A 25189-nucleotide genomic window follows, 5' to 3' on the forward strand; every position below is an offset into this window, starting at 1 on the left:
ACAGGCCATGAGCCATGTTCTATGTCTGTCCCGCCTAACAGGGGAAGACCATTGCCGACCGAAATCATCTGGGGACCGCCAAGCTGGGCCTTGCTGATCGGTTATCTTCTGGGTTCCATCCCCTTCGGCATCATCCTGACGCGCGCGGCGGGCGCGGGCGACCTGCGCAGCATCGGATCGGGCAATATCGGTGCCACCAACGTGTTGCGCACCGGCCGCAAGGGGCTGGCCGCCGCGACCCTGCTGCTCGACCTGCTGAAGGGCGCCGCCGCCGTGCTGATCGTCCGCCACTGGCTGCCCGGCGAGGAAGTCCTGGCCGCGGCGGCGGCCTTTATCGGCCATTGCTACCCCATCTGGCTGAGATTTCGCGGCGGCAAGGGCGTCGCCACCCTGATGGGCGTGGTGGTGGCGCTCTACTGGCCGCTCGGGCTGGTCTATGCGGTGGTGTGGCTCGGCCTGCTGGCGACGTTGCGCATCTCGGCGGTGGCGGGGATGGCCGCCGCGATCAGCGCGCCCCTGGCCGCCGCCGTGATGGGGCGTTTCGACCTGGTGCTGCTGTTGATCGCCCTCGCGCTCATCGTGGTGTGGAAGCACGGGGCCAATATCGAACGGCTGATGGCGGGGACCGAACCGCGCATCGGCCGCAAGCCGCGTGACTGACGCGCGGTTCGCACAGCTCCGGCTGTTGCGGACGCCGGGCATCGGCCCGGTCACCTGGCGCCAGTTGATGGACCGGTTCGGCGATGCGGAGGCCGCGCTGGCGGCGGTGCCGATGCTGGCGCGGCGCGGTGGCGGCGATGCCCCCCGAGCCGCCGATCCCGCCGCCATCCGGCGCGAGGTCGACACGGTCGCGCGGCTCGGCGCGCGCCATGTGATGCTGGGCGAGGCGGACTATCCGCCGCTGCTGGCCCAGCTCGACACCGCGCCGCCCGCGCTGATCGTGCGCGGCGCCATCGCACTGGCGCACCGGTCCGCCGTGGCGCTGGTGGGCGCGCGCAATGCGTCCGCCGCATCCTGCCGCTTCGCGCGCGGGCTGGCGCAGGATCTGGCGGCCCAGGGTGTCGCCGTCACCTCGGGCCTGGCGCGCGGGATCGACACGGCGGCCCATGTCGGCGCGCTGGAGGGCGGGACGATCGGCGTCATCGCCAGCGGGATCGACCTCACCTTCCCCCCTGAAAATGCCCGGTTGCAGGACGAGATCGCGACACGCGGCCTGCTGATCGCCGAGCAGCCCCCGGGAACGCAGCCGCTCGCCCGCCATTTCCCCTCGCGCAACCGGATCATCGCCGGACTGGCGCAGGGCACGGTGGTGGTCGAGGCCGCGCCCCGCTCGGGCTCGCTCATCACCGCAAGGCTGGCGGCCGAGGCGGGGCGCGAGGTGATGGCGGTGCCCGGCCACCCGGCGGACCCGCGCGCGCAAGGCTGCAACATGCTGATCCGCGAGGGCGCGACGCTGATCCAGTCGGCGGCCGATATCCTCGAACAGATCCGCCCGATCGACCCGCGCATGGTCCGCGCACCCGGCGCCCGCTACACGCCCCCGCCACCCGAGGACGCGAGCGACGGCGACCGGCGGCGGATCACCGACCTGCTCGGCCCCGTCGCGGTGACCGTCGACGAACTGATCCGCCAGAGCGGACGTCCGCCCGCCATCGTCCAGACGATCCTGCTGGAACTCGAACTGGCGGGGCGGCTGGAGCGCCATGCAGGAGGGCGCGTAGCCCTGCCCTGACCGACGGTCGACGCGCGGGGCCGCCCCAGTCGATCAGTCCGTGCGACAGGCCGGACGCGAATCGTTGGATGCGCAGAGCGTCGCCGTATCGACCACCGTCCTGGCCCAGGCGATCGCATTCGGCGTCGCGACACCGCGAATGGCGGCCTGAACGTTGTGGAGCTGCTCCCCACCCGTCACGAACCGCGCGATAACGGTCTCCGGGCCGCCCGATTCCCGGTTCAGCGGGCAATCGGCCTGCACCGTCACCGACTCATGCCCGGCGAGCGGCGTATCGCGAATCGCCCCGATCACCGCACCGGGGCATCCGCGCTGGATCGATTCCGCCCAAAACCCGGCAAAGCGGCGCGGCCCGACGCCCGGCTTCCATCCGAGCTGCAACAGCGTGACCATCCGCGTCCAGCGTTCGACCGTTTCGCCGCGCGGCACGAATTCCTGAATCGGGGCCGGGCCATGCGCCTCAAATCCCAGGACGAAGTCGGGACCGGCGGGCGGAGCGATATGCTCGGTGGCCGCACCGGCCAGGCCAAGCAACGCCATCAGGATCACCATCGCGCCATATTCTTTCTCCAAAAACGTCGCGCGGCCCCTATCCCTCGATCATGACACGCCCAGGTCCAGGCCGGCCTACCCGGCTTGACCTCCTCCCGCCGCCTCCCCATCCTCGCGTACGCACACAAGGGACGCGTTTCACCACTCATGCAGCTTGTCATCGTCGAATCGCCCGCCAAGGCGAAGACCATCGAGAAATATCTGGGTTCGGACTACCGGGTGCTGGCGAGCTATGGTCATGTCCGCGACCTGCCGCCCAAGGACGGCTCGGTCGACCCGGACCAGAATTTCGCGATGGAGTGGGAAAATTACGCGGACAAGGCGCGTCAGCTCAAGGCGATCGCCGACGAGGCCAAGAAGGCCGACCGCCTGATCCTCGCCACCGACCCTGATCGCGAGGGGGAGGCGATTTCGTGGCACGTGCAGGAGGTGTTGAAGAACCGCAAGGCGCTGCCCGACAAGGTCGAGCGCGTGACGTTCAACGCGATCACCAAGCCCGCCATCCTCCACGCGATGCAGAATCCGCGCGAGCTGGATACCGACCTGATCGACGCGTACCGGGCGCGCCGCGCGCTCGACTATCTGGTCGGCTTCACTTTGTCGCCGGTGCTGTGGCGCAAGCTGCCCGGCGCCAAGTCGGCGGGCCGCGTCCAGTCGGTGGCGCTGCGCCTGATCGTCGGGCGCGAGCGCGAGATCGAGGCGTTCCGCCCGCAGGAATATTGGTCGGTCACGGCCGATATGGAGCAGGACGGCACCCCCTTCACCGCGCGCCTGGTCCAGTGGAACGGGCAGAAGCTCGACCGCCTGTCGATCGGCAATGAGGGCGACGCGACCCGCGCCAAGGCGGATGTCGAAGCAGGCCGTTTCCAGGTCCAGTCGGTCGAGACCAAGCCCGCGACGCGCAACCCGCCGCCGCCCTTCACCACCTCGACCCTGCAACAGGAGGCCGCGCGCAAGCTGGGCTTCTCCGCCGACCACACGATGCGGATCGCGCAGCAGCTCTATGAGGACGGCGCGATCACCTATATGCGGACCGACGGCGTGCAGATGGACGGATCGGCCATTTCGGCGGCGCGCAAGGCCGTGGCCGACCGCTATGACGCGTCCTACGTCCCCGACAAGCCGCGCCATTACCAGACCAAGGCGAAGAATGCGCAGGAAGCGCACGAAGCGATCCGTCCCACCGACTTCGCCCGCGACCGGGCGGGGTCGGGCGATCATGGCCGCCTCTACGACCTGATCTGGAAGCGCGCGCTGGCGTCGCAGATGGCGTCGGCGCGGATGGAGCGCACCACCATCGACATGGCCGACGGCACCGGCCGCCATGTGCTGCGCGCCACCGGCCAGGTCGTGCTCTTCCCCGGCTATCTCGCGCTCTACGAAGAAGGGCAGGACGACAGCCAGGACGAGGAGGCCCGCCGCCTCCCCCGCCTGCGCGAAGGTGATGCGCCTGCCAAGAAAGAGGTCAAGGCCGAACAGCACTTCACCCAGCCGCCGCCGCGCTTCTCCGAAGCATCGCTGGTCAAGCGGATGGAGGAACTGGGGATCGGGCGTCCGTCCACCTATGCCTCGATCATCAAGACGCTCAAGGACCGCGCCTATGTCCGCGTCGAGAAGAACCGCTTCTTCGCCGAGGAAAGCGGGCGGCTGGTGACGGCATTCCTCGAACGCTTCTTCGAGAAATATGTCGGCTATGACTATACCGCCGAGCTGGAAGAGGAACTGGACGACGTGTCCGGCGGTCGCGCCCAGTGGCAGGCGGTACTCGACGCCTTCTGGCGCGACTTCAAGCCGCGCACATCCGAGGTGATGGAACAGCAGCCCTCGGCGATCACCGCCGAACTGGATCAGTTTCTCGCGCCCTATCTCTTCCCGGACAAGGCGGACGGCTCGGACCCGCGCCTCTGCCCCAGTTGCGGGGAGGGCAAGCTGGCGCTGCGTGGTGGCCGGTTCGGCGCGTTCATCGCCTGCTCCAACTATCCCGAGTGCAAATATACCCGCCGCTTCGCGCAGGGCGGCGACGCGGCGGGCGAGGATACGGGGCCGGAAACGCTGGGCACCGATCCCGACACCGGCCTGCCGGTCGAACGCAAGTCGGGGCGGTTCGGCCCCTATATCCAGCTGGGCGAGGGCAAGGACGCCAAACGCGCCTCGATTCCCAAGGATGTCGATCTCGACCTGGAATGGGCATTGAAGCTGCTCAGCCTGCCGCGCACCATCGGTAACCACCCGGAGACGGGCGAGCCGATCACCGCGTCGATCGGACGCTATGGCCCCTATCTGGCGCATAGCGGCAAATATGCGCGGCTGACCTCGACCGCCGAGGTGTTCGAGACGGGCATGAACGCCGCCGTGGTCAAGCTGGCTGAGGCGGCGGCGGGCGGTGGACGCGCGGCGCGCGGCACCGCCTCGCGCGAACCGCTCAAGATACTGGGCAAGCATCCGCGCACCGAGGCCGAGATCAAGCTGATGGAAGGGCGCTACGGCCCCTATGTGACCGATGGCGAAACCAACGCGACCATCCCCAAGACGGTCGACAAGGACCAATTGACGCTGGAGGAAGCCGCACAGCTCATCGACGCGCGGGCGGCGGCCGCTCCGGCGCGCAAGAAGCCGGCGAAGAAGGCTGCGGCGAAAAAGCCAGCCGCCAAGAGCGCGGCCAAGGCCGGGACCGGAACCAAGGCGCCGGCCAAAAAGGCCCCCGCGAAGAAAGCGGCGGCGAAGAAGACCGCGGAAGGCTGAACCCGGTCCCCCAAGCGGGACGGGTTCGGCGCGCGGCCGGTCCGGCGATCAGGCCGCGCGCATCTGCGCGATGTCGCCATGGAGGAAGGCCCGCGCCTGACGCTGCGCCTCGGCGATTTCCCGCGCGGTCATGGTCTCGGCGATTTCGGACCGGGCGATCTGCGCGGGCAGGAACCCGGCGACCGCCGCCAGATTGAACCATTTGTGCGCCTCGATCAGATCGAAACGGCAACCGCCCGAACCGGTCGAATAGGCGACGCCCAGATCATACAGGGTCGCGCCGTCCTGGCTCGCCATCGCATCGGCGAGCCGGCTTTCCATCAGGAACTGTGCGCTCTTGCTACCATTGGCCATGTTTCCCTCCGTTGAACATCCCCATGTTCAGCATCAGGCTAGGGCCCCAAGAGTCACAATATGGTTAACGGATTAACCGTCTGTAATAGCGATGTTATCGATCAGGCGTGTCGACCCCATACGAGCCGCGGCGAGCAACCGGCGGGGGCGATCGGCGGCCGGATCGGGAACCAGCGTCTCCGAATCGGCCAGCGCCATATAATCGATCTCGAACCCCGCGGCGGTCAGGGTCGCGCGCGCATCGGCCAGGACGGTGGCGACATCCTCGCCCCGCCCGATCGCCCGCGCGGCAACGCCCAGCGCGCGCGGCAGCGCCACCGCCTTGCCGCGCTGCTCCTCGTCCAGATAAATGTTGCGCGAGGACAGGGCCAATCCGTCATCGTCGCGCTGCGTCGGCACGCCGATCACCTCGATCCCGAAATCCAGGTCGGCGACCATGCGGCGAATCACCGCAAGCTGCTGAAAATCCTTCTCGCCGAAATAGGCGACATCGGGGCGGACCTGGTTGAACAGCTTGGCGACGACGGTGGCGACGCCATCGAAATGGCCGGGACGCGTCTCGCCGTCAAAGCCCTCGCTGACGCCCGCGACATGGATGGTGGTCGCATGGCCTTCCGGATACATGACCTCGACGCTGGGCATCCACACCAGGTCGCAGCCCGCCTCGGTCAGCATTCGCAGATCGGATTGTTCACGCCGGGGATAACGGCCCAGATCCTCGCCCGCCCCGAACTGCGTCGGATTCACGAAGATCGAGGCGACCACCCGGGTGCCCGGACGCTTGGCCGCTTCAATCAGGGCGACATGCCCCGCATGAAGCGCGCCCATGGTGGGCACGAACGCGACGCGCCCGCCATCGGCCCGCAACGCGTCCAGCGCGGCGACCAAAGCTTCGCGATCCCGAATGACTTCCACTGATTTTACCCCTCGTTCCCCACGCCGAGGGCTTCTATGAAGGGAAGGAACGGGGATCAATAAGGAAGCGACGAATTGCCGGAGCGGCCATCTTCTGCACATGTGATTGTGTTCGCCAACGAAAAGGGCGGAACGGGGAAATCGACCACGGCCGTCCATGTGGCGATCGCACTGGCCGCCAAGGGGGCGAAGGTGGCGTGTCTCGACCTGGACCATCGCCAGCGGACCGTCGGGCGCTATCTCGACAATCGCGCCGAAACCATCAAGCGGACGGGCCATGCGCTGCCCATGCCGATCCATGCGACTCACGACAGCCAGACCGAGGAGGGGTTCGAGGAACTCTGGTTCGGCCTGTCGCAGGGCGCCGATTTCCTGATCGTCGACACGCCGGGGCGCGACGATCATTTCGCGCGGACCGCGGCGGCGCTGTCCAACACGCTGGTCACGCCGATGAACGACAGCTTCGTCGATTTCGACCTGATCGGCCAGGTCGACCCGGAGAGTTTCCAGGTCACCCGCCCCAGCTTCTATTCCGAATTGATCTGGGATGCGCGCAAGCAGCGGGCACGGGCCGACGGCACCACCATCGACTGGGTCGTGCTGCGCAACCGGTTGCAGCATATCGAGGCGCGCAACATGCGCCGCGTGTCGGACGCGCTGCTCGATCTGTCGCGCCGGGTCGGCTTCCGCGTCATTCCGGGGCTGGGCGAGCGCGTCATCTATCGCGAGATGTTCCCCAACGGCCTGACCATGATCGATGCCAGGGAATTCGGCGCGATGGGGCTGGGCCATGTCGCCGCACGGCAGGAACTGCGCGAGATGATGGCGGCACTGCAATTGCCCGAAAGCTGGGCCGAAACGGGCGCGAAGGACAATGTCGCGCCCAGTGCCGCGTGACCGGACCCGAGGATTCGCCGGCGTGAAGTGGCTGGTCGCGCTGCTCGTCATCTGGCTGGTGTGGAAATATATGCCGCGCCCGACCCGGGCCGCACGCCGCCCCGCGCCGCGCCCCCGCCTGCCCCGCGACGAGGTCGAGGCGCTGGCGGTGCTGGGGCTGCCACAGGACGCGGACGCCGAAGCGGTCCGCCAGGCGCATCGGCGGCTGGTGACGCAGGTTCATCCCGATCGCGGCGGCTCGGCCGATCTGACGCGGCGGGTGAACGCCGCGCGCGACCTGTTGCTGGACCGCCGCCTTGGCTGAGCGTGGCGCGGCGATCCATCCCAGCGCCTGCCGCGAATATGACGTCCGCGGCACGGTGCCCGAGACTCTGGACGAAGGGGCCGCCTATGCGGTCGGGCGCGGCTTCGCGACCCGCGTGCGGCGCGCGGGCGGCTCCCGGGTCGCGGTCGGGCGCGACGGGCGGCTCAGTTCCCCGGCACTCGCCGCGGCGCTGGTCGAAGGGCTGACCGACAGCGGCGTCGATGTCGTCCGGCTCGGCATCGGCCCCACGCCGATGGTCTATTTCGCCGAAGCGACGCTAGGGGTGGATGGCGCCGTACAGGTAACGGGCAGCCACAACCCCCGCGACGACAATGGCTTCAAGATGGTGCTGCGCCATCGCCCCTTTTTTGGCGAGGATGTGCAGGATCTGGCGCGGATGGCGGCCGCGCGCGACTGGACCGACGGCACGGGGCGGGTGGAGGATCACGACATTCTCGACGCCTATGTCGACCGGCTGATGGCCGGCTATGCGGGCGGCCGCTATCGCATCGGCTGGGACTGCGGCAGCGGCGCGGCGGGCCCCGTCATCGAAAAGCTGGTCCAGCGCCTGCCGGGTGAGCATCACACGCTGTTCACCGATATGGACGGTCATTTCCCGCATCATCACCCCGATCCGACGGTCGAGGCGAATCTAGAGGCGCTGAAGGCGCTGGTCGCCGAGAAGCAGCTCGATTTCGGATTCGCTTTCGACGGCGATGGCGATCGGATCGGTGCGGTCGACGGACAGGGGCGGGTCCTGTGGGGCGACCAGATACTGATGCTGCTGGCGGGCCCTGCGCTCGCGGAGCATCCCGGCGCGCCGATCGTCGCGGACGTGAAGGCCAGCCAGGCACTGTTCGACCATATCGAACGGCTGGGCGGCCGGCCGGTGATGTGGAAGACCGGCCATAGCCTGATGAAGACCAAGATGGTCGAGACGCGCGCGCCATTGGGCGGCGAGATGTCGGGCCATATGTTCTTCGCCGGCGAATGGTATGGCTTTGACGATGCGCATTACGCCGCGATCCGCCTGATCCGCGCGGTGCATCTGGCAGGCCGGTCGATGACCGAGCTGCGCACGGCCATGCCCGCGATGGTCGATATTCCCGAAACGCGGATCATGGTGGCCGAGGCGGACAAGTTCGCCATCGTCTATCGCGTCGCCGCCGCGTTGCGGGCCGATCGCGCGCCGGTGAACGAGATCGATGGCGTCCGGGTGCGGACGCCCGATGGCTGGTGGTTGCTCCGCGCCTCCAACACGCAAGCCGCCCTGACCGTGCGCGCCGAATCGGGCGATGCCGCCGGGCTGGAACGGGTGCTGGCGGAGCTGGACCGCTATCTCGCCGCGCAAGGGGTACAGCGATAGGGGCCGGCGCGGCCTTTCGACTCGTATCGAAGGCGCGGGAGACGGGCATCCCATCCCCCAACAAGGGGCGAGGACCAAAGCCCCCGCCCCTCACGACGTATCAGATCTCTCCGATCATCCCGGTCAGCACCTCCAGGCACGACACACCCAGCCTGGCCGAGCGCGCGCCCGACCAGCCATGGACCGCGTCCGGGCTGGGATCATGATCCTTGAATGGCATTTCCAGCGTCACCGACACCGCGCCGAACCGCTCGGCCAACTGGTTGGTCGACATCGCCAGATTGGCCTGCCCCGGCCCGGACCTGTCATAGCCCATCTGGGTCTGGAAATCGGGCGTGTGCGCCGCGAGGCGGCGGCCGAATTCATAGAATTTGGCGCCACGCTCCTCGGTCCAGCCCGGTATCCCCTCGAACCCCGCGATGAAGTTCGCCGGGATGGCCTCGTCGCCATGCACGTCGATCGCGAAATCGACGCCGGTCCGGTCCATGCGGTCGCGCACGCACAACACCTCGGGACTGCGTTCGGCGGTCGGGGTGTGCCATTCGCGGTTGAGGTTCACTCCCACCGCATTGGTCCGCAAATGCCCGCGCCGCGTGCCGTCCGGGTTCATGTTGGGCACGACATGCACGGTCGCCGCCGCCAGCAGCTCGGCCGCCGCCGGGCTGGTCAGCCAGTCGAGCGCACCCTCCATCCACCATTCGGCCATCGATTCGCCCGGATGCTGGCGGGCATAGAGCCACACCTGCTTCGGGCCTTCGCCCAGCCGGAAATAATCGATCGGCTGGCCGTCCAGCGTCTGCCCGATCTCTTCGTGATGGACGCCGCTCGCCGCGATCCGCGCGACCAGATCATGGTGCCGCTCCATCGTATAGGGCTCGAAATAGGCGAACCAGACCAGGTCCGATTCGCCTTCCCAATCCCAGGCGATCACACCGTCGGCATAGCTCGTCGGCGTCATGCGCCAGTCCTGCCGGTCGGTCGAGGCGCGCACATGATAGCCCGGCCAGCCGCCCGGAAAAGCCGAATCGGCGCCGTTCAGGATGCGGAAGTGCAGCTTGCGCCCCTTCACGCCGCCGACGCGGAAATAGAACCACTGGTAGAAATCCGAATTCTTGTCCGGCACGATCTCCAGATCGACCCGGTCGCCGTCGATCGCCACGACGCGGATATTGCCGCCGTCGAAGGCGGCGTTGATGGTCGGTGTCATCGGTTCACTTCACCTCGATCGTGCGGCCCGACTCACCGGGGAATTTGGTGAAGAGGGCGTTGGCCAGCTTGGCCGCCTGCGCCTGGGCATCGACCCGGGCGATCGCCTCGACCGGCGCGATATTGCGCGCGCTGCCTTCCCAGATCGGCGACTGGTCGACGCGGCGCTTGATCTGGACCGACAGCTCGGTGCCGATGATCTCCTGCGGACGCCCCTTGCCGATCGGGAAGCTCACCCCACCGCCCAGGCCGACCCCGCCGCCGCGACCGCCCGAGAAGCTGCCGCCGCCCAGCCCGACGGAAAAGGGCGAGGGACGCGGCGGGCCCAGCCGGTTGGCGCGGGTGAAGGCAACGGTGGCGATGAAATCGGGCTGGGCATCGCCCTGCGGCAGCGTATAGCCATTGTGCAGCAACGCGGTCTCGACCGCGGCGGCATAGGTCTTGAACTCGATGCTCGCCGGGCCGGTGTTCGACAGCGGCTCGACCCGGACGGTGCCGCGTGCGATCGGTTCGCCCAGATGATAGCGGATCACGTCGGTCGGCGGCAGGCGTCCGCCAGTGGTGGAACAGGCGGCAAGCGTACCGGCTGCGGCCGCGAGGATCAGGAGCGAGCGAGCGTTCATGGGAAGGGCACCTTGGGGTAAGATGTTACGGATGGGCAACGCACGACATATGGTCGTTGATCCGGCGACGGAAGAGGGCGCGTGGTTCCCGGCCCGCATATCATGCGCCAATCTTGACTTCGGCGCGCATTGCCACTAGGCGGCGACGCTTTCCAGATCACCCTCCAGTTCAAAAGAAGCGAATCGATCATGAAGATCCGCAATTCCCTGAAGTCGCTCAAGGATCGCCACCGGGACAACCGCGTGATCCGCCGTCGCGGCCGCACCTACGTCATCAACAAGACCAACCGTCGCTTCAAGGCGCGCCAGGGCTGATCCCCGCGAACGCCCGCGCGGCCATGATGACCGTCGAGCGTTCCGATCGGCCGACCGCCGTCATTTTCGACGTCGGTCGCGTCCTATATGACTGGGATCCCCGGATCCTGTATCGGCGCCTGATCGCGGATGATCGGGCGCTCGATGCATTTGTGCGCGATGTCGTCACGACCGAATGGCATTTCCAGCATGATGCCGGGCGTGCCTTCGCCGACACATCCGCCGAGTTGATCGCGCGGTTCCCCGAGCATCGTGCGTTGATCGCGGCCTGGGGCCCGCGGTTCAACGACAGCATCGGCGATCCGGTCCCCGGTATGCACGAACTGGTCGCCGAACTCGATTCGGCGGGCGTGCCGCTGTTCGCGATCACGAACTTCAGCCATGAATTCTGGCCGCCTTTCCGGGCGCGCGAGGCCGCGCTGTTCGACCGCTTCCGCGCCATCGTCGTGTCGGGCGAAGAGAAGCTGGTGAAGCCCGATCCCGCCATCTACCGTCTGGCGCTCGCCCGATTCGGGCTGGAGCCGCACCAGGCGGTGTTCATCGACGACAGCCAGGCCAATATCGATGCGGCGCGGGCGCTCGGAATCAACGCGCTGCACTTCAACGGGGAAGACAGTGTGCGCCCCCAATTGCGCGACTGGGGCCTGATCCCCGGCTGAGCGATGATCGCCGCGCAGCGCGATCTGGCCAGTAAGAAGCCAGCCCAGAAAGAAGCCAGCGCTCCGGCTTACCCTGCCGTCGATGCCAATTGCGTCTGATTGGCGCGCATCGCATCGGTCTGCAACAGCATCGGATCGAGATGCTCCCCCACCATCTCGTCGGTCACCACGACATTGGTGCCGATCGCGGTGATCGCAAACAGCTTGCGGGCGAAGCTGGCCGGCAGCCGGATGCAGCCATGCGAATCGGGAAAACCCGGATTCTTCCCCGCATGCAACGCCACCCCGTCCCAGGTCAGCCGCTGCATGAAGGGCATGGGCGCATCATTGTACAGGTTGCTGCGATGCATTTCGCGCTTTTGCAGGATGGGGAAGATGCCGACCGGCGTATCCTTGCCATCCCTGCCCGTCGATACCGACGCCGCCGCGATCATCGTGTCGCCGCGATAGACATAAGCGCGCTGCATCGGCAGGCTGATGACCACGGTGACCGGCTGGGTCACCGGGTCCACCGCCTGCGCCAGCGGATCGGTCCAGACATAGCGATTCGGCGCGAGCGCGGCAGCGGCCTGTGCGATCGTGGCGGTCGCCGGGCCATCCTCCGCGGCGCGGGCCGGCGCGGCGAAGCCCAGCATCGTCGCACCCAGCAGCGCGCCGGCAACGAGCGCCCTCATCTCGATTTTCCTTGACGGGTTCATAGTTTTTTAAACGCGTCAAGCTACTATTCGTGCCAACCAAATATTTTTGCATCCGGCGCAAAATCCACGGAACTCGCGCCGAATCGATGGAACGAAGCGATCAACCGACCCGTGGCCCGGCAGAAAAACCGGGCAGTTTCCGCTATATCGGAGTCGCGGGAGTTCTTGGGGCTGAAGGATCACGATGCAGGATTATCTGAGCGCGACGCCGGCTCGGCGTGCGGTGGTGAAGAACGCGTTGGTCATGGCCGGGGCCTTGATCGTACCGGGGGCGGCCCATGCCCAGCGACGCCTGACCTCGGGTGATCTGCGGCCGACACGCCAGCCGCCGGTTCCCAGCCATCCGACCGTGTCCGCCACGCCGATGCTCGCTTCGCCGCGCGTCGTGCGCCCGGCGCTGTTCCGGCAGGCGCTGGCCGCGCTGCAACGCCATGGCTCGCGCGTCGACCATCGCGACCGCATGGCGATCGTCGATTTCGCGGTCGGCTCGTCCGAACCACGCCTGCACCTGGTCGATCTGGTCAGCGGCCGGAGCCAGTCGCTGCTGGTCGCGCACGGCAGCGGGTCCGACCCGTCGCACAGTGGCTATGTCCAGCATTTCTCCAACGCGTTCAATTCCAACGCCAGCAGCGAGGGCGCCTTCCTGACCGACAATTATTATGTCGGCCGGCATGGCCGGTCCCAGCGGCTGATCGGACTGGACCCGACCAACGACAATGCGTTGGGCCGTGCCATCGTCGTCCATTCGGCGTGGTATGCCAATCGCGAGATGATTTCCAAGCACGGGATGCTGGGCCGCAGCCAGGGTTGCTTCGCGGTGGGCGAGCAGGAACTCGACCGCGTCTTCGCCAATCTGGGCCCCGGCCGGATGATCTACGCCGCCAAGGTGTAATCCTGCCGTTGCGAAGGGCCGTGGGGGCCGGTAAGCCCCCGATCCTCATGGTCCAGCCGCTCATCATCGCCGTCCCCAAGGGACGTATTCTTGCCGAGGCGCTGCCGCTGCTCGCCGCCGCCGGCATCCGGCCCGAACCGGCCTTCACCGACAAGGACAGCCGCGCGCTGCGCTTCGCCACCGATGTCCCCGGCATCGAGCTGATCCGCGTCCGTGCCTTCGACGTCGCCACCTTCGTCGCGCATGGCGCGGCGCAGCTCGGCATCGTCGGATCGGACGTGCTGTCCGAATTCGGCTATTCCGAGCTTTACGCGCCGGTCGACCTGAAGATCGGCCATTGCCGCATCTCGGTCGCCGAGCCCGCCGCCATGGCCGAGGGCGACGATCCGCGCGGGTGGAGCCATGTCCGCGTCGCGACCAAATATCCGCATATCACCAGCCGCCACTTCGCCCGCCGCGGGGTGCAGGCCGAATGCGTCAAGCTGAACGGCGCGATGGAGTTGGCCCCCACGCTGGGCCTGGCACCGCGCATCGTCGACCTGGTGTCGTCGGGCCGCACGCTGAAGGAAAACGGGCTGGTCGAGGTGGAGGTGATCGAGGAGGTCACCTCGCGCCTGGTCGTCAACCGCGCCGCGATGAAGACCAGGCCGCAAGTGGTGCCGCTGGTCGAGGCGTTCCGCCGCGCCGTGGCCGAAAGGGAAACGGCATGATCCGGCTCGATACGCGGGACGCGGGGTTCGCGGCGGCCTTTGACGAACTGGTCGATGCGCGGCGCGAAAGCGATGCCGATGTCGCGCGCGATGTGCAGGTCATCCTGCGCGCCGTCCGCGACGATGGCGAAGCGGCGGTCGCGGCCTTCACCCGGCAGTTTGACGGCCATGACCTGGCAGACACCGGCTGGCGGATCGAGCCCGCCACCTGCCGCGCGGCCTATGCGGCGCTGGAGCCCGAACTGCGCCATGCGCTCGATCTCGCCGCCACGCGGATTCGCGCCTATCACGAAAAGCAGAAGCCGGCCGACAGCGACTATGTCGATGCGCAGGGCGTCCGTCTGGGCGCGCGCTGGACGGCGGTGGATGCGGCGGGCCTCTATGTCCCCGGCGGCCGTGCGGCCTATCCGTCCTCGCTGTTGATGAACGCGATCCCCGCCAAGGTCGCGGGCGTCGAGCGGCTGGTGATGGTCACGCCGACGCCCAGGGGCGAGATCAACCCGCTGGTGCTCGCCGCCGCGCATCTGGCGGGCGTGGACGAGGTGTGGCGGATCGGCGGGGCGCAGGCGATCGGCGCGCTGGCCTATGGCGCCGGGCGCATCCAGCGGGTCGATGTCGTCACCGGCCCCGGCAATGCCTGGGTCGCGGAGGCCAAGCGCCAGGTATATGGCATGGTCGGCATCGACATGGTGGCTGGCCCGTCCGAGATCGCGGTGGTCGCCGACGGCAGGAACGATCCCGACTGGATCGCCGCCGACCTGCTGAGCCAGGCCGAGCATGACACCGTCACCCAGTCGATCCTGTTCACCGACGATGCGGACTTCGCCGCGCGGGTCGCCGACGCGGTCGACCGGCAGATTCCCGAACTGGCGACCGCCAGCGTCGCGCGCACCGCCTGGGACGCGAATGGCGCGATCATCCTGGTCGAGTCGCTGGAGGCCGCGATGCCGCTGGTCGACCGGCTCGCGCCCGAGCATCTGGAACTGGCGGTGGACGATCCGCAGGCCCTGTTCGACCGGCTGCGCCATGCGGGTTCGGTCTTTCTCGGCCGTCACACGCCCGAAGCGATCGGCGATTATGTCGCCGGGCCGAACCATGTCCTGCCGACCGGGCGCCGGGCGCGCTTCGCCAGCGGGCTGTCGGTGCTCGATTTCATGAAGCGGACCAGCTTCCTGGGACTGACCGAGACCGCGCTCGCCGAGCTGGGCCCGGCGACGATGGCACTGGCCCATGCCGAGGGGCTGCCCGCCCACGCCAGGTCGGTCGCGCTCCGGCTGCGGCTCAACCGGTGATCGTCACGCCCGCGACGCCGGCATATCTGGACGGATGGCTGGCGCTGCGGATGGCCCTCTGGGGCGAGGAGGAGGGCGATCCCGAAGCGGTCGCCGATCTTCTGGCGGGCGGAGGCGCCTTCCTTGCCCGTGACGGCGATCGCGTGATCGGTTTCGCCGAGGCGGCGATCCGGCGGGATTATGTCAATGGTTGCGACACGTCGCCGATACTGTTCCTGGAAGGTCTCTGCACCGCGCCCGATTACCGACGGCGCGGTGTGGCGCGGGCGCTGGTCGCGACGGTGGCGGAATGGGGCCGCGCGCAGGGCTGCACCGAATTCGCATCGGACGCCGAACTGGACAATGTGCAAAGTCACGCGATGCACCACGCGCTGGGGTTCGTGGAGACCGAGCGCGTGGTCTATTTCCGCCAGCCATTATAAGGTGCCGTCCCTCGCCCTTGGCCACGTTCCGATCAGACCGAGCAGAATCAAGGGGCCCGCCTCAGTCCCGGACCTCCAAAGGACGTGACGGATCGGTGACAGGCGCGTAAAGGCCCGCCAATGACTCGTCCAATCGCCCGTACCCAGGCGCGCGCCGCCGCGCGCCTTGCCGCCGTTCAGGCGCTCTATCAGCATGACATGGAGCAGACCCCGCTGGCGGCGCTGCTGCATGAATTCCACAATCACCGCATCGGCGCGACCATCGAGGATGTCGAATATGCCGATGCCGACACCGATTTCTTCGACGATATCGTCAAGGGCGTCCATGCCCGGCTGGGCGAGATCGACCGGATGATCGAGGGCAAGCTGGCCTCGGGCTGGACGCTGAACCGGCTCGACCGGCCGATGAAGGCGATCCTGCGCGCGGGCACCTATGAACTGCTCGCGCGTCGCGACGTGCCCGTGGGCGCGGTCATCAGCGAATATGTCGATGTCGCCCACGCCTTTTACGAAAAGCGCGAATCGGGCTTCGTCAACGGCCTGCTCGACGCGATCGCCAAGGTCGCGCGGGCCTGAGCCCCCGCCGATGACCGAGGCGGAGTTCATCGCCGCGCTACGCCGCCTGCCGCTCCATCCCGGAGCGCGCGGGCTGGTCGATGACAGCGCGGTGATCGACGCCGCCCCGCTGGTCATCACCACCGACACGCTGGTCGAAGGCGTGCATTTCCTGCCCACCGATCCGCCCGGCGACGTCGCGTGGAAGCTGGTGGCGACCAATCTCTCCGACCTTGCTGCCAAAGGAGCAGCGGTCGAGGGAGTGCTGCTCAACTATCCGCTCGGCGATTCCGATTGGGACACGGCGTTTCTCGCCGGGCTCGACGCGGTGCTGACGCGTTACGCCGCGCGGCTGATCGGCGGCGATACGATATCGCTGCGCGGCGCGCGCGTGCTGACGCTGACCGCGCTGGGGCGCGACGCGCCCGCCCCGGCGCGCGACGGCGCGCGTGCGGGGGACATGCTCTGGGTCACCGGGACCATCGGCGATGCCGGGCTGGGCCTTCGGATCGCGATGGGCGAAGCGGGGCCGGAGGCGCTGCGCGACGCCTATCGCCGTCCCCTGCCCCGCCTGGTCGAGGGACGCGCGCTGGCGCCGGTCGTCCAGGCGATGATGGACGTGTCCGACGGCGTGCTGATCGATGCCCGCCGCATGGCACAGGCCAGCGGCGTGGCCGTCACGATCGACCTGGACGCCATCCCCTTGTCTCCCGCCGCGCGCGCCTTTGGCGGCGAGGATCGGCCCGCGCGGCTGGCGGCGGCCACCGCCGGGGACGATTATGAACTGCTCTTCGCGCTCGCGCCGGACCGCACGCCCCCGGTTCCCGCCACCCGCATCGGGCGGTTCGGAGCGGGCCAAGGCCTGACCCTCACCGACGCGAAGGGTCCGGTGCCGCTTCCCCGACATCTGGGATTCCAGCACGGCGGACGCGACTGAACGCCTTTCCGGCGGCCACGCGGCAATGCTATCCCCATGTCGGGCCGGGCGCAGGGAGCATGTCCGGTATTGGGGGGATTATGACCATGAAGGACCGTGTGTCGCGGATTCTGGGCGCGTCGCTGCTTGCCCTGGCGATGGTGCCGCTGGCGGGGATGACCCAGGACAAACCGGCCGAGCGCGCGCCCGCGCAACCCGCGAACAAGGCCGCGGACAAGGCCGCCGACGGCCCGGTGCCGGTCGAGGCCTTTGCCGTCCTGCCCGAATTCGAAGGCCCGACGCTGTCGCCCGACGGCACCCGCATCGCCGCCAAGCGCGCGATCGACGGCAAGCAGTTTCTGATGGTGGCCCCCCTCATCAAGGGCCATGGCAAGCCCGCGCTTGCCGCGCTCAACGACAAGACGGACGTGAACTGGTGGCGCTGGATCAACGACGAATGGCTGGTGATCGGGCTGGGCGCGCAACAGTCGATCCAGGGCGAGGATTATTATATCACGCGGATGCTGGGCATCCGGGCCGACATGACCAAGACGATCCGCATCGACTGGGGCAATTCGGGCTTCCGCGCCGATGATGTGTTGTGGACGGCCAGGGACGGGAGCCCGCGCATCCTGTTCGCCAAGTCGACCGGCATCTACGAGATGAACGAGGTCTATCCGTCGGTCTACGAGGCCGATGTCTCGACCGGTCGGGTGAAGCGGATCATCGCCGGGCAGACCGATGTGTGGGACTGGCATGCCGACAGCCACGGCCAGTTGCGCATGGGCGTGCGCTATAATGACGACACCCGCCGCACCAGCCTGCTCTACCGCAAGTCCAACGCCGACTCGTTCCAGACGATCGCCCGGGCCGATGGCCGCAAGGCGGAGACGATCGTCACCCCCAGCATCTTTCGCGCCGATGGCAGCGCGCTGGCGATCAGCGACGATGACGGTTTCGACGCGCTGTACGAGGTGTCGCTGCCCGACCTGAAGCTGGGCAAGAAGATCAGCGCCGTCACCGATTACGATATCGACGGCATCATCGCGAACGAGTCGGGGGATGACGTATCGGCGATCCGCTACACCGACCGCTCCTATCATGACGCCTGGCTCGATCCGCGGCTGAAGGAATTGCAGGAGGAGGTCGACAAGGCCGTCGCCCCGCGCCGGGCCGAGATCGTGTCCTGGAACCGCGACCGCAGCCGTTTCCTGGTCGAGGTGGGCGGCCCGTCCCAGGCGGGGGCGCTCTATTACTGGGACAGCGCGTTCGGCACCATGCAGTGGCTGAGCTGGAACAACGGCCAGCTCAAGGGCCGTCGCCTGTCGCCGGTCCGTTCGCTGCGCTACCCCGCGCGCGACGGGACATCGATCGAGGCGGTGCTGACCATGCCGCGCGGGCGGGGCGACAAGAACCTGCCGCTGATCGTCCTCCCGCATGGCGGCCCCTTTGCCCGCGATTCGGAAAGCTGGGACTGGTGGACCCAGTATCTGGCCGAACTGGGCTATGCGGTGATCCGGCCCAATTATCGCGGCTCCTCGGGCTATGGCACCGCCTTTGCCAAGAAGGGCGAGGGCGAATGGGGCCTGAAGATGCAGGACGACCTGAACGACGCGGTCACCTATCTCGCCGGGCAGGGGATCGCCGATCCCAAGCGGGTGTGCATGGTCGGCGCCTCCTATGGCGGCTATGCCGCGATGCGCGCGGCGCAGCGCGACGGGGCGATGTATCGCTGCGCGATATCCTATGCGGGCGTGTCCGACCTGCAGGCGATCCAGCGCTACGACTCGCGCTTCCTGTTCAACCGGACGCGCGCCGACTGGCTGCACAAACAGGCCCCCGACTATCGCGCCGTGTCGCCGCGTTTCGGGGCGGCGAGCGTGTCGATCCCGCTGCTGATCGTCCATGGCAAGGAGGATCGGCGCGTGCCGGTCAACCAGTCGCGGATGATGGTCGCGGCGTTGAAGGCGGCGGGCAAGCCCTATGACTATATCGAACAGCCGCTGGCCGACCATCACTTCACCCGCGCGGAGGACCGGCTGGAATTCCTGAAGGCGATGGCGGCGTTCCTCGCCAAGTATAACCCGGCCTGACATCCGCGTCGGCGCGGGCCCGTCGACCGGGGGAGGGAAGGCTTGCCGAACCCTCCCCGCTTGCCCATATTCCGGTCGGAATCGGCGCGCCTTTCCTTTTGGGCCCATTGCGGCTATGGCGGCGCCTCTTCGACATACCCTAAAACAAGACGAACCGAGGTATTTTTTGGCCAAGGAAGAACTGCTCGAGATGCGCGGCCGCGTTGTGGAACTCCTCCCCAACGCCATGTTCCGCGTCCAGCTCGAGAATGATCACGAGATCCTGGGGCATACGGCGGGCAAGATGCGCAAGAACCGTATCCGTGTGCTGGTCGGCGACGAAGTTCTGGTCGAGCTGACGCCATATGACCTGACCAAGGGCCGGATCACCTACCGCTTCAAGTGAGCGAACGGCCCATTATGCCGCTCGTCCTTGCATCCTCCTCGCCGCGCCGCCGCGATCTGCTGGCGCGGATCGGGGTCGTGCCCGACCGCATCGCCGCGCCCGATATCGACGAAACGCCCGCGCCCCGCGAAACGCCGCGTGTCTATGCCCTGCGCCTTGCGGTGGAGAAGGCCAATGCGGTGGAGCGCGCGGAGGGCGAAGTCGTCATCGCGGGCGACACCACCATCGCGCTCGGTCGTCGCATCCTGCCCCCCGCCGAGACCGAAGACGTGCAGCGCAAGCTGCTGCGCCTGCTGTCCGGGCGGCGGCATCATGCGCTGTCGGCGGTGTGCGTCGTCGCGGCCGACGGCACGGTCCGAACCCGGATCGCCGACACCATCGTCGCGTTCAAGCCGCTCTCCGAAGAGGAGATCGATGCCTATATCGCCTGTGGCGAGGGGCTGGGCAAGGCGGGCGGCTATGCCATTCAGGGGCGGGCCGAGGCCTTTGTCCGCTTTTTGCAGGGCAGCCATTCGGGCGTGATCGGCCTGCCCCTGTTCGAGACGCGCGCGCTGCTGAAGGCCGCCGGGCTCGCGCTTGTCTGAATGGCTGTATGAGGCCGGGATCGGCGAGGCCCGCGCCGCGCTGATCGCGGATGGCCGGATCGTCCAGGCCGCGATCGAACCCGCCGGAACGCTGACCGTCGGCACGGTCGCGCCCGGACGGCTGGTCGAGCTGCTGCCCGGTCGCCAGGGCCGGGTGACGCTGGCGGTCGGCGGCGACGTGCTGCTCGCGCCCGTTCCCAAAGGCATGACGCAGGGCGCGGCGCTGACCGTCATCATCACGCGGGAGGCGATCCCCGAACGCGGCCGCCCGAAACTGCCCAAGGCGCAGATGGCCCCCGACGCGGGCGTGATCGGTCCCGGCCCCGATCTGCGCGCGCGGATCGCCGCCACCGGCGTCGCGGTCCGCGACATGCGCGCGCATCAGCCCGATGATCTGGAAGCCGCGGGCTGGTCCGAACTGCTCGACGAAGCGATGACGGGCGAGATCGGGTTCGGCGTGGGCGCACTGCGGATGACGCCGACCCCCGCCATGACCCTGTTCGATGTCGACGGCTCGCCCCCGCACGAGCCACTGGCGATCGCGGCGGTGCGCGCAGTCGCGGCGGCGATCCTGCGCCACGGGATCGGCGGGTCGATCGGGATCGATTTCCCGACGCTGGAGGGCAAGGGACCGCGCCAGGCGGTGGCGGAGGCGCTCGACGCGGCGCTGCCCCTCCCCTTCGAGCGGACGGCGGTCAACGGCTTCGGCTTTCTCCAGATCGTCCGCCCACGTCCGCGCGCCTCGATTCCCGAACGGCTGGCGAGCGATCCGGCGGGCGCGCAGGCGCGGGCGCTGCTGCGTCAATGGGAACGCGAACCGCCCGGCCCCGCGACCATTCACCCGGTGCCGGGGTCCGTTTACGATCGATTGATGGCCAGGCCCGACTGGCGCGACGAAATCGCGCGCCGGACAGGTCGGCCGCTGCAACTGGAACGACGCCCATGACCATTTGTCCGATCTGCGACAAGCCTGCCGCCGCCGACCACGCGCCCTTCTGCTCGCGCGGATGCAGGGATCGCGACCTCCTCCAATGGCTGGGCGAAGGATATCGAATCCCGGTCAAAGAAAATGAGGACGAGGGACTGGACATGGGCGGAAACCACCCGTAAAGGCACCCCTCCAATCGCGATCGCGGTGTGGGCCCAAGTAGCTCAGTTGGTAGAGCATGCGACTGAAAATCGCAGTGTCGGTGGTTCGATCCCGCCCTTGGGCACCATCTTTTTGCTGGTAACCGTGTCGTTCAGGACTGCACCAGCGCACGCTTTTCCTACAATCTTTCGTCCTTCAGACAGGTTTTGAGCCGTCTTGTCGCGCCACTATTGTGGCGAATGGGTCGCGGCACGGTGCCCCCTCATCGTTGACGCCGGCACGCTATGGCTTGCGGCAAATATGCAGCCCGAAGTGGAAAGGTCACGCCCGACCTCAAGTCCGCAACAGCGCCGCAATGCCGCGCCGCTTCGCCCCGACCTTGATAGAGCGAAATATGCTATCCGCGCATTTCCCGGATTGCTGACACTCTGAAAAATGTGATTGGCCGATCCGTCTATGGCCATTGGCAATCCCCCCTGGGCGCGCGGTCCATCCTTGAGTCCATCGGGATCATCCCTGCGGCTATGGCTCGCCTATCTGGTCGCTTTCGGCATCAGCCACGAAATCGCGGGCATATGGGACGGAGCCTATCTTTTCAGCCTGTGGTATCCCGCCGCCGGCATCAGGTTCGCCCTGCTCTGGCGCCATGGCGCGCGATGGACATTGCCCGTCGCCGCCGCCGATCTGATCGTGCAGAGCCTGTTGTCGACCGTCGTCGCCCATGAACCCCTCTCGCTGGAGATGGTGGTCAACGTCACCCTGCCCTCCCTCACCACCGGCCTGGTCATTGCGATCATAAGGCATGAGGGACGGCGCAACGCGTCGGAACAGGCGGCGGCGCCCTTGTCGCTCGGGCTTGCCGCCATGCTGGCCCCCACGGTCAGCGCGCTGGTCCGGGGCGGATGGGGATGGGTGTCGTCGCATTCCGACAGCGCGACGACCTTGCTGCCGACATCCGTATTCCTGCTGGGGGACATGCTGGGCGTTCTGATCGTCGCGCCCTTCCTGCTATGGCTGTGCGAAGGCAAAGAAAGGCTGCGCGAGTTGCGGCTGTCCTGGCCCGATCTGCGGCAGGCCGGCATCGTATTCGCAATGGGATGGTCGCTGGCCCTGTTGATGCCCGATCTCCGGCTGATGCCCATCATGTTGTCGATGACATGGCTGGGCCTGCGCTATGGCAGCAAGGTGGCGTGGATCGCCATCATCCTGTCCAGTGGCGTGACGCTATTCTGGTCCGCCACGGTGCCGGATATTCCCAGGCAGATCGGGCTTCACATCGGATTGGCCGTCGCCGCCGTCTCGGCCTATCTGGCGGGCAGCTATACCGACGCCCAACGCGCCGCGCAGGCGGTCATCGCCCGCCGCGACCGACTGCTGTTCCAGGCCGAACGGCTGAAGACCCTGCGCGCCATGTCGGTGGCGGTGATCCATGAAATCAGCCAGCCGCTGTCCACGCTGGCGATCGAAAGCCGTCATCTCGCCGCGATCAGCCAGGGCGATACGGAATATGCGAGAAGCGCCGCGTTGATTGCGCGCAAGGTCGAGATATTGTCCACGATGATCCGCCGCCTGCGCCGCTTCGGCGGGCGCGCCGTGGACGAACCATCGCCGCTGGCGCTGGGCCTGCTGCTGGGCGAGGCGATGCGATTGGCCCTCGGGGAAACCGGCGGAAAGCCGGGCCGGGTTCAACTGGCCGTACCCGAGGCGGCCATTTTCGTGATGGGCCAGGAAATCGAGCTGACCCAGGCCTTTCTCAATCTCGTCCGCAACGCGATCAGCGCGTCTCCCGCTGGTCCGATCACGATCCGCCTGACGACCGATGCCCAGGGCGCGAGCATCCTGATCGCCAACCCCCATGCGCATGGCGTTGCGGATTCGGGCGGATTCGGCGTGGGCAGCCTGATCGCACGGGCGATCATCATGGCCCATGGCGGCACCGTGATCCGCGAGGATGGGCGGGACGACCTGATCCGCCATACCGTGCGCCTGCCAACCATCGAGGCCCATCATGCGTGAGACCCCACCAGCCGTCATCCATGTCGTGGACGATGACGACGATCTGGGCGCGGCGGTCGCCCGGCTCCTGATCCGTCATGGCTATCAGGCGGAATCCTTCGTCGCGCCGGACAGGATGCTGGACGCCTGCGCCCGGCAAGAATGCCAGTGCGTCGTCACCGACATCATGATGGGTGAGATGGACGGGTTCGCATTGGCGGAATCGCTGCGCGCCCGCAATCCGGCGGTGGCGATCATCTTCATGACGGCATGGCCCACCACCGCCAACGCCGTGGATGCCGTGCGGCGATATGGCGGGCTGGATTATCTGGAAAAACCGCTCGACGAAGAGCGGTTGCTCGCCGCCATCGCCGAGGGGGTCGCATGGAGCAGGCGGCGCGGGGCCGCGTTGCTGCGCATGGATCGCCTGACGGCGCGGGAAAGACAGGTTCTCGACCTGCTCGCGGCGGGCATGAGCAACAAGCGGATCGCCGCCACGCTGGAACTCAGTATCAAGACGATCGAGGATCACCGCGCCGCCGTCATGGCCAAGACCGCGACCAGCAGCGTCGAGGATCTGATCGCGCTGGTCAGGGACATGGGATAGCGCGCGACACCCCTTGCCGGATCGGCGCGGCGCGATCGACAGCCATCACCGCCCATGTTCCCATTTCGTTCTCAATGCGATAAGACCGTGCCCATGGTCACGCGAAAGATCATCCATGTCGACATGGACGCCTTCTACGCATCGGTGGAACAGCGCGACGATCCTGCGCTTCGCGGACGTCCCGTCGCGGTCGGGCATGCCGCGGCGCGCGGCGTGGTCGCGGCGGCCAGCTATGAAGCGCGACGGTTCGGCGTTCGGTCGGCGCTTCCGTCGGTCACAGCGCTCAGGCGCTGCCCCGATCTCGTCTTCGTGCCGCCCCGGTTTGACGTCTATCGCGAGGTTTCACGCCAGATCCACGCGATCTTCGCGCGCTATACCGACCTGATCCAGCCGCTCTCGCTCGACGAGGCTTATCTCGACGTGACCGACGACCGGCAGGGGCTGGGAACGGCGTGGCGCACCGCCAAGGCGATCCGGGCCGAGATCCTGGCCGAAACCGGGCTGACCGCCTCGGCCGGCATCTCCTACAACAAGTTCCTCGCCAAGCTGGCGTCCGACCATCGCAAGCCCAACGGCCAGTTCGCGGTGACGCCGGACATGGGCGCGGCCTGGGTGGAGACGCTGCCGGTCAGTCGCTTCCACGGCGTGGGGCCGGTGACGGCGGAGAAGATGAAGCGGCTCGGCATCGAGACCGGCGCCGACCTCCGATCCAGATCGCTGGCGTTCCTGCAACGCCACTTCGGCAACTCGGCCCCATGGTATCACGCGATCGCACGGGGCGAGGACGACCGGCCGGTCAATCCGAACCGGGTCCGCAAATCATCGGGTTCGGAGACGACCTTCGATCGCGACCTGCTGGCACCGGACGAGATCGAGGCGGGGGTGGTGCGCATGGCGGACGATGTGTGGGCATGGTGCGAGGGGCGCCAGGCGTTCGGCCGCACCGTGACCGTCAAGGTGAAATATGGCGACTTTCAACAGATCACGCGCAGCCGCAGCCAGCCGACAGCCATAACGCACCGCGAGGTGCTGCGTCGATCCGCGCTCGACCTCATCCGAACCGTCCTGCCGCCGGAAAAGGGCATCCGGCTGGTCGGCGTGACCGTTTCCAACTTCGTCGACGCAAGCCCCGCGCCCGCGGGCGAACTGCCGATCTTCGCCTAGGCTTTGTCTGCATTTATCGTAGCCAGATCATGGCGCATGCGAGGTGAACGAAGCCCATGAAGGCGGCGATGGTTTTCTCGCAGCGCAGGGCGATACGGCGGAAGCGCTTGAGCTTGTTGAA

General features: G+C 67.5%; 28 protein-coding genes, 1 tRNA gene and 1 pseudogene. 23 read left to right on the forward strand and 7 right to left on the reverse strand.

The genetic code is table 11. From position 1 onward, the window contains the following. The first annotated feature begins 51 nt into the window (after positions 1-51). Positions 52-660 (forward strand): glycerol-3-phosphate 1-O-acyltransferase PlsY, encoded by a 609-nt coding sequence (gene plsY / locus RN629_RS08510; RefSeq protein ID WP_407034832.1) that lies wholly within the window; start codon positions 52-54, stop codon positions 658-660. Then, the gene (dprA, locus tag RN629_RS08515) at positions 653-1732 is read left to right on the forward strand and encodes a DNA-processing protein DprA (protein ID WP_407034833.1); all 1080 of its coding nucleotides are present in this window, start codon (positions 653-655) and stop codon (positions 1730-1732) included. The genes plsY and dprA overlap by 8 nt, the downstream gene beginning before the upstream one ends. 33 nt (positions 1733-1765) lie before the next feature. Here dprA and RN629_RS08520 read toward each other — a convergent pair whose 3' ends face one another. Continuing rightward, positions 1766-2284: a hypothetical protein gene (locus RN629_RS08520; protein WP_407034834.1), complete on the reverse strand. Its 519-nt coding sequence runs from the start codon at positions 2282-2284 to the stop codon at positions 1766-1768. A gap of 147 nt (positions 2285-2431) precedes the next feature. Between RN629_RS08520 and topA the strand changes: the two genes are divergently transcribed. After that, positions 2432-5026: a type I DNA topoisomerase gene (topA, locus tag RN629_RS08525; protein WP_407034835.1), complete on the forward strand. Its 2595-nt coding sequence runs from the start codon at positions 2432-2434 to the stop codon at positions 5024-5026. 48 nt (positions 5027-5074) lie between these two features. Here topA and RN629_RS08530 read toward each other — a convergent pair whose 3' ends face one another. Together RN629_RS08530 and panC are read right to left on the reverse strand one after the other, a co-directional pair. Beyond that, the gene (locus RN629_RS08530) at positions 5075-5380 is read right to left on the reverse strand and encodes a hypothetical protein (protein WP_407034836.1); all 306 of its coding nucleotides are present in this window, start codon (positions 5378-5380) and stop codon (positions 5075-5077) included. Positions 5381-5452: 72 nt separating this feature from the next. Then, positions 5453-6295 (reverse strand): pantoate--beta-alanine ligase, encoded by an 843-nt coding sequence (panC, locus tag RN629_RS08535; protein WP_407034837.1) that lies wholly within the window; start codon positions 6293-6295, stop codon positions 5453-5455. Between the two features lie 75 nt (positions 6296-6370). Between panC and RN629_RS08540 the strand changes: the two genes are divergently transcribed. Genes RN629_RS08540 through pgmG form a run of 3 tightly spaced genes read left to right on the forward strand, consistent with a single transcriptional unit; the run spans position 6371 to position 8862 of the window. Then, a complete protein-coding gene (locus RN629_RS08540; protein WP_407034838.1) occupies positions 6371-7192 on the forward strand; it encodes a division plane positioning ATPase MipZ in 822 nt (273 codons plus the stop codon). A gap of 22 nt (positions 7193-7214) precedes the next feature. Next, the gene (locus RN629_RS08545; RefSeq protein WP_407034839.1) at positions 7215-7496 is read left to right on the forward strand and encodes a J domain-containing protein; all 282 of its coding nucleotides are present in this window, start codon (positions 7215-7217) and stop codon (positions 7494-7496) included. After that, on the forward strand, positions 7489-8862 hold the full coding sequence (gene pgmG / locus RN629_RS08550) for a phosphoglucomutase/phosphomannomutase PgmG (RefSeq protein ID WP_407034840.1): 1374 nt from the start codon (positions 7489-7491) through the stop codon (positions 8860-8862). Before RN629_RS08545 ends, pgmG begins: the two co-directional genes overlap by 8 nt. A gap of 100 nt (positions 8863-8962) precedes the next feature. Here the strand turns inward: pgmG and RN629_RS08555 are convergent, their stop codons facing one another. Next, on the reverse strand, positions 8963-10069 hold the full coding sequence (locus RN629_RS08555; RefSeq protein ID WP_407034841.1) for a M14 family metallopeptidase: 1107 nt from the start codon (positions 10067-10069) through the stop codon (positions 8963-8965). A 4-nt stretch (positions 10070-10073) separates the two neighbouring features. After that, positions 10074-10691 (reverse strand): DUF4136 domain-containing protein, encoded by a 618-nt coding sequence (locus RN629_RS08560; protein ID WP_407034842.1) that lies wholly within the window; start codon positions 10689-10691, stop codon positions 10074-10076. 189 nt (positions 10692-10880) lie between these two features. Between RN629_RS08560 and ykgO the strand changes: the two genes are divergently transcribed. Both ykgO and RN629_RS08570 read left to right on the forward strand, forming a co-directional pair. Further along, entirely contained in the window at positions 10881-11006 is a 126-nt protein-coding gene (ykgO, locus tag RN629_RS08565; protein ID WP_003046794.1) for a type B 50S ribosomal protein L36, read from the forward strand. A gap of 26 nt (positions 11007-11032) precedes the next feature. Then, entirely contained in the window at positions 11033-11665 is a 633-nt protein-coding gene (locus RN629_RS08570; protein WP_407034861.1) for an HAD family hydrolase, read from the forward strand. Positions 11666-11733: 68 nt separating this feature from the next. Here RN629_RS08570 and RN629_RS08575 read toward each other — a convergent pair whose 3' ends face one another. Further along, positions 11734-12339, reverse strand: coding sequence for a L,D-transpeptidase family protein (locus tag RN629_RS08575; protein ID WP_407034843.1), 606 nt, complete (start codon positions 12337-12339; stop codon positions 11734-11736). 208 nt (positions 12340-12547) lie between these two features. On the opposite strand from RN629_RS08575, the gene RN629_RS08580 reads away from it, so the two are divergent. From RN629_RS08580 to dinB, 15 genes are all read left to right on the forward strand, one after another. Further along, positions 12548-13255, forward strand: a complete 708-nt coding sequence (locus RN629_RS08580) for a murein L,D-transpeptidase catalytic domain family protein (protein WP_407034844.1) — start codon at positions 12548-12550, stop codon at positions 13253-13255. A 47-nt stretch (positions 13256-13302) separates the two neighbouring features. Continuing rightward, positions 13303-13965 carry an ATP phosphoribosyltransferase gene (gene hisG, locus RN629_RS08585; RefSeq protein ID WP_407034845.1) on the forward strand — a complete coding sequence of 221 codons (663 nt, stop codon included), beginning with the start codon at positions 13303-13305 and terminating at the stop codon, positions 13963-13965. After that, positions 13962-15257 carry a histidinol dehydrogenase gene (hisD, locus tag RN629_RS08590; protein ID WP_407034846.1) on the forward strand — a complete coding sequence of 432 codons (1296 nt, stop codon included), beginning with the start codon at positions 13962-13964 and terminating at the stop codon, positions 15255-15257. The genes hisG and hisD overlap by 4 nt, the downstream gene beginning before the upstream one ends. Next, positions 15257-15679, forward strand: a complete 423-nt coding sequence (aac(6'), locus tag RN629_RS08595) for an aminoglycoside 6'-N-acetyltransferase (RefSeq protein WP_407034862.1) — start codon at positions 15257-15259, stop codon at positions 15677-15679. The genes hisD and aac(6') overlap by 1 nt, the downstream gene beginning before the upstream one ends. A 120-nt stretch (positions 15680-15799) precedes the next feature. Continuing rightward, positions 15800-16255: a transcription antitermination factor NusB gene (gene nusB / locus RN629_RS08600; protein ID WP_407034847.1), complete on the forward strand. Its 456-nt coding sequence runs from the start codon at positions 15800-15802 to the stop codon at positions 16253-16255. A gap of 10 nt (positions 16256-16265) precedes the next feature. After that, complete coding sequence (gene thiL, locus RN629_RS08605; RefSeq protein WP_407034848.1) at positions 16266-17171, forward strand: thiamine-phosphate kinase; 906 nt, start codon at positions 16266-16268, stop codon at positions 17169-17171. A gap of 86 nt (positions 17172-17257) precedes the next feature. Then, positions 17258-19243 (forward strand): alpha/beta hydrolase family protein, encoded by a 1986-nt coding sequence (locus RN629_RS08610; protein ID WP_407034849.1) that lies wholly within the window; start codon positions 17258-17260, stop codon positions 19241-19243. 166 nt (positions 19244-19409) lie between these two features. After that, on the forward strand, positions 19410-19628 hold the full coding sequence (gene infA, locus RN629_RS08615) for a translation initiation factor IF-1 (protein ID WP_007403889.1): 219 nt from the start codon (positions 19410-19412) through the stop codon (positions 19626-19628). Between the two features lie 14 nt (positions 19629-19642). Next, positions 19643-20212: a Maf family protein gene (locus RN629_RS08620; protein WP_407034850.1), complete on the forward strand. Its 570-nt coding sequence runs from the start codon at positions 19643-19645 to the stop codon at positions 20210-20212. Further along, positions 20205-21158, forward strand: a complete 954-nt coding sequence (locus tag RN629_RS08625; RefSeq protein ID WP_407034851.1) for a ribonuclease — start codon at positions 20205-20207, stop codon at positions 21156-21158. Before RN629_RS08620 ends, RN629_RS08625 begins: the two co-directional genes overlap by 8 nt. Continuing rightward, positions 21155-21322: a DNA gyrase inhibitor YacG gene (locus tag RN629_RS08630; protein ID WP_407034852.1), complete on the forward strand. Its 168-nt coding sequence runs from the start codon at positions 21155-21157 to the stop codon at positions 21320-21322. The genes RN629_RS08625 and RN629_RS08630 overlap by 4 nt, the downstream gene beginning before the upstream one ends. A 31-nt stretch (positions 21323-21353) precedes the next feature. Next, positions 21354-21429 (forward strand) — tRNA-Phe (locus tag RN629_RS08635). A gap of 368 nt (positions 21430-21797) precedes the next feature. Then, complete coding sequence (locus RN629_RS08640; RefSeq protein ID WP_407034853.1) at positions 21798-23318, forward strand: ATP-binding protein; 1521 nt, start codon at positions 21798-21800, stop codon at positions 23316-23318. Then, complete coding sequence (locus RN629_RS08645) at positions 23311-23904, forward strand: response regulator transcription factor (protein WP_407034854.1); 594 nt, start codon at positions 23311-23313, stop codon at positions 23902-23904. The genes RN629_RS08640 and RN629_RS08645 overlap by 8 nt, the downstream gene beginning before the upstream one ends. Positions 23905-23997: 93 nt before the next feature. Then, a complete protein-coding gene (dinB, locus tag RN629_RS08650) occupies positions 23998-25068 on the forward strand; it encodes a DNA polymerase IV (protein ID WP_407034855.1) in 1071 nt (356 codons plus the stop codon). Positions 25069-25081: 13 nt separating this feature from the next. Here the strand turns inward: dinB and RN629_RS08655 are convergent. Next, positions 25082-25189, reverse strand: a pseudogene (locus tag RN629_RS08655) (IS5-like element IS711 family transposase); the annotation flags it as partial.

Source organism: Facivitalis istanbulensis (assembly GCF_040560405.1).
Taxonomy (GTDB): Bacteria; Pseudomonadota; Alphaproteobacteria; order Sphingomonadales; family Sphingomonadaceae; genus Sphingomonas; species Sphingomonas istanbulensis.

Coding starts and splice junctions, on each gene's coding strand:
- RN629_RS08520 (WP_407034834.1), bottom strand. CDS start 2,284: ATGGTGATCCTGATGGCGTTGCTTGGCCTGGCCGGTGCGGCCACCGAG.
- topA (WP_407034835.1), top strand. CDS start 2,432: ATGCAGCTTGTCATCGTCGAATCGCCCGCCAAGGCGAAGACCATCGAG.
- RN629_RS08530 (WP_407034836.1), bottom strand. CDS start 5,380: ATGGCCAATGGTAGCAAGAGCGCACAGTTCCTGATGGAAAGCCGGCTC.
- RN629_RS08555 (WP_407034841.1), bottom strand. CDS start 10,069: ATGACACCGACCATCAACGCCGCCTTCGACGGCGGCAATATCCGCGTC.
- RN629_RS08560 (WP_407034842.1), bottom strand. CDS start 10,691: ATGAACGCTCGCTCGCTCCTGATCCTCGCGGCCGCAGCCGGTACGCTT.
- ykgO (WP_003046794.1), top strand. CDS start 10,881: ATGAAGATCCGCAATTCCCTGAAGTCGCTCAAGGATCGCCACCGGGAC.
- RN629_RS08570 (WP_407034861.1), top strand. CDS start 11,033: ATGACCGTCGAGCGTTCCGATCGGCCGACCGCCGTCATTTTCGACGTC.
- RN629_RS08575 (WP_407034843.1), bottom strand. CDS start 12,339: ATGAGGGCGCTCGTTGCCGGCGCGCTGCTGGGTGCGACGATGCTGGGC.
- RN629_RS08580 (WP_407034844.1), top strand. CDS start 12,548: ATGCAGGATTATCTGAGCGCGACGCCGGCTCGGCGTGCGGTGGTGAAG.
- hisG (WP_407034845.1), top strand. CDS start 13,303: ATGGTCCAGCCGCTCATCATCGCCGTCCCCAAGGGACGTATTCTTGCC.
- hisD (WP_407034846.1), top strand. CDS start 13,962: ATGATCCGGCTCGATACGCGGGACGCGGGGTTCGCGGCGGCCTTTGAC.
- nusB (WP_407034847.1), top strand. CDS start 15,800: ATGACTCGTCCAATCGCCCGTACCCAGGCGCGCGCCGCCGCGCGCCTT.
- thiL (WP_407034848.1), top strand. CDS start 16,266: ATGACCGAGGCGGAGTTCATCGCCGCGCTACGCCGCCTGCCGCTCCAT.
- RN629_RS08610 (WP_407034849.1), top strand. CDS start 17,258: ATGAAGGACCGTGTGTCGCGGATTCTGGGCGCGTCGCTGCTTGCCCTG.
- RN629_RS08620 (WP_407034850.1), top strand. CDS start 19,643: ATGCCGCTCGTCCTTGCATCCTCCTCGCCGCGCCGCCGCGATCTGCTG.
- RN629_RS08630 (WP_407034852.1), top strand. CDS start 21,155: ATGACCATTTGTCCGATCTGCGACAAGCCTGCCGCCGCCGACCACGCG.
- RN629_RS08645 (WP_407034854.1), top strand. CDS start 23,311: ATGCGTGAGACCCCACCAGCCGTCATCCATGTCGTGGACGATGACGAC.
- dinB (WP_407034855.1), top strand. CDS start 23,998: ATGGTCACGCGAAAGATCATCCATGTCGACATGGACGCCTTCTACGCA.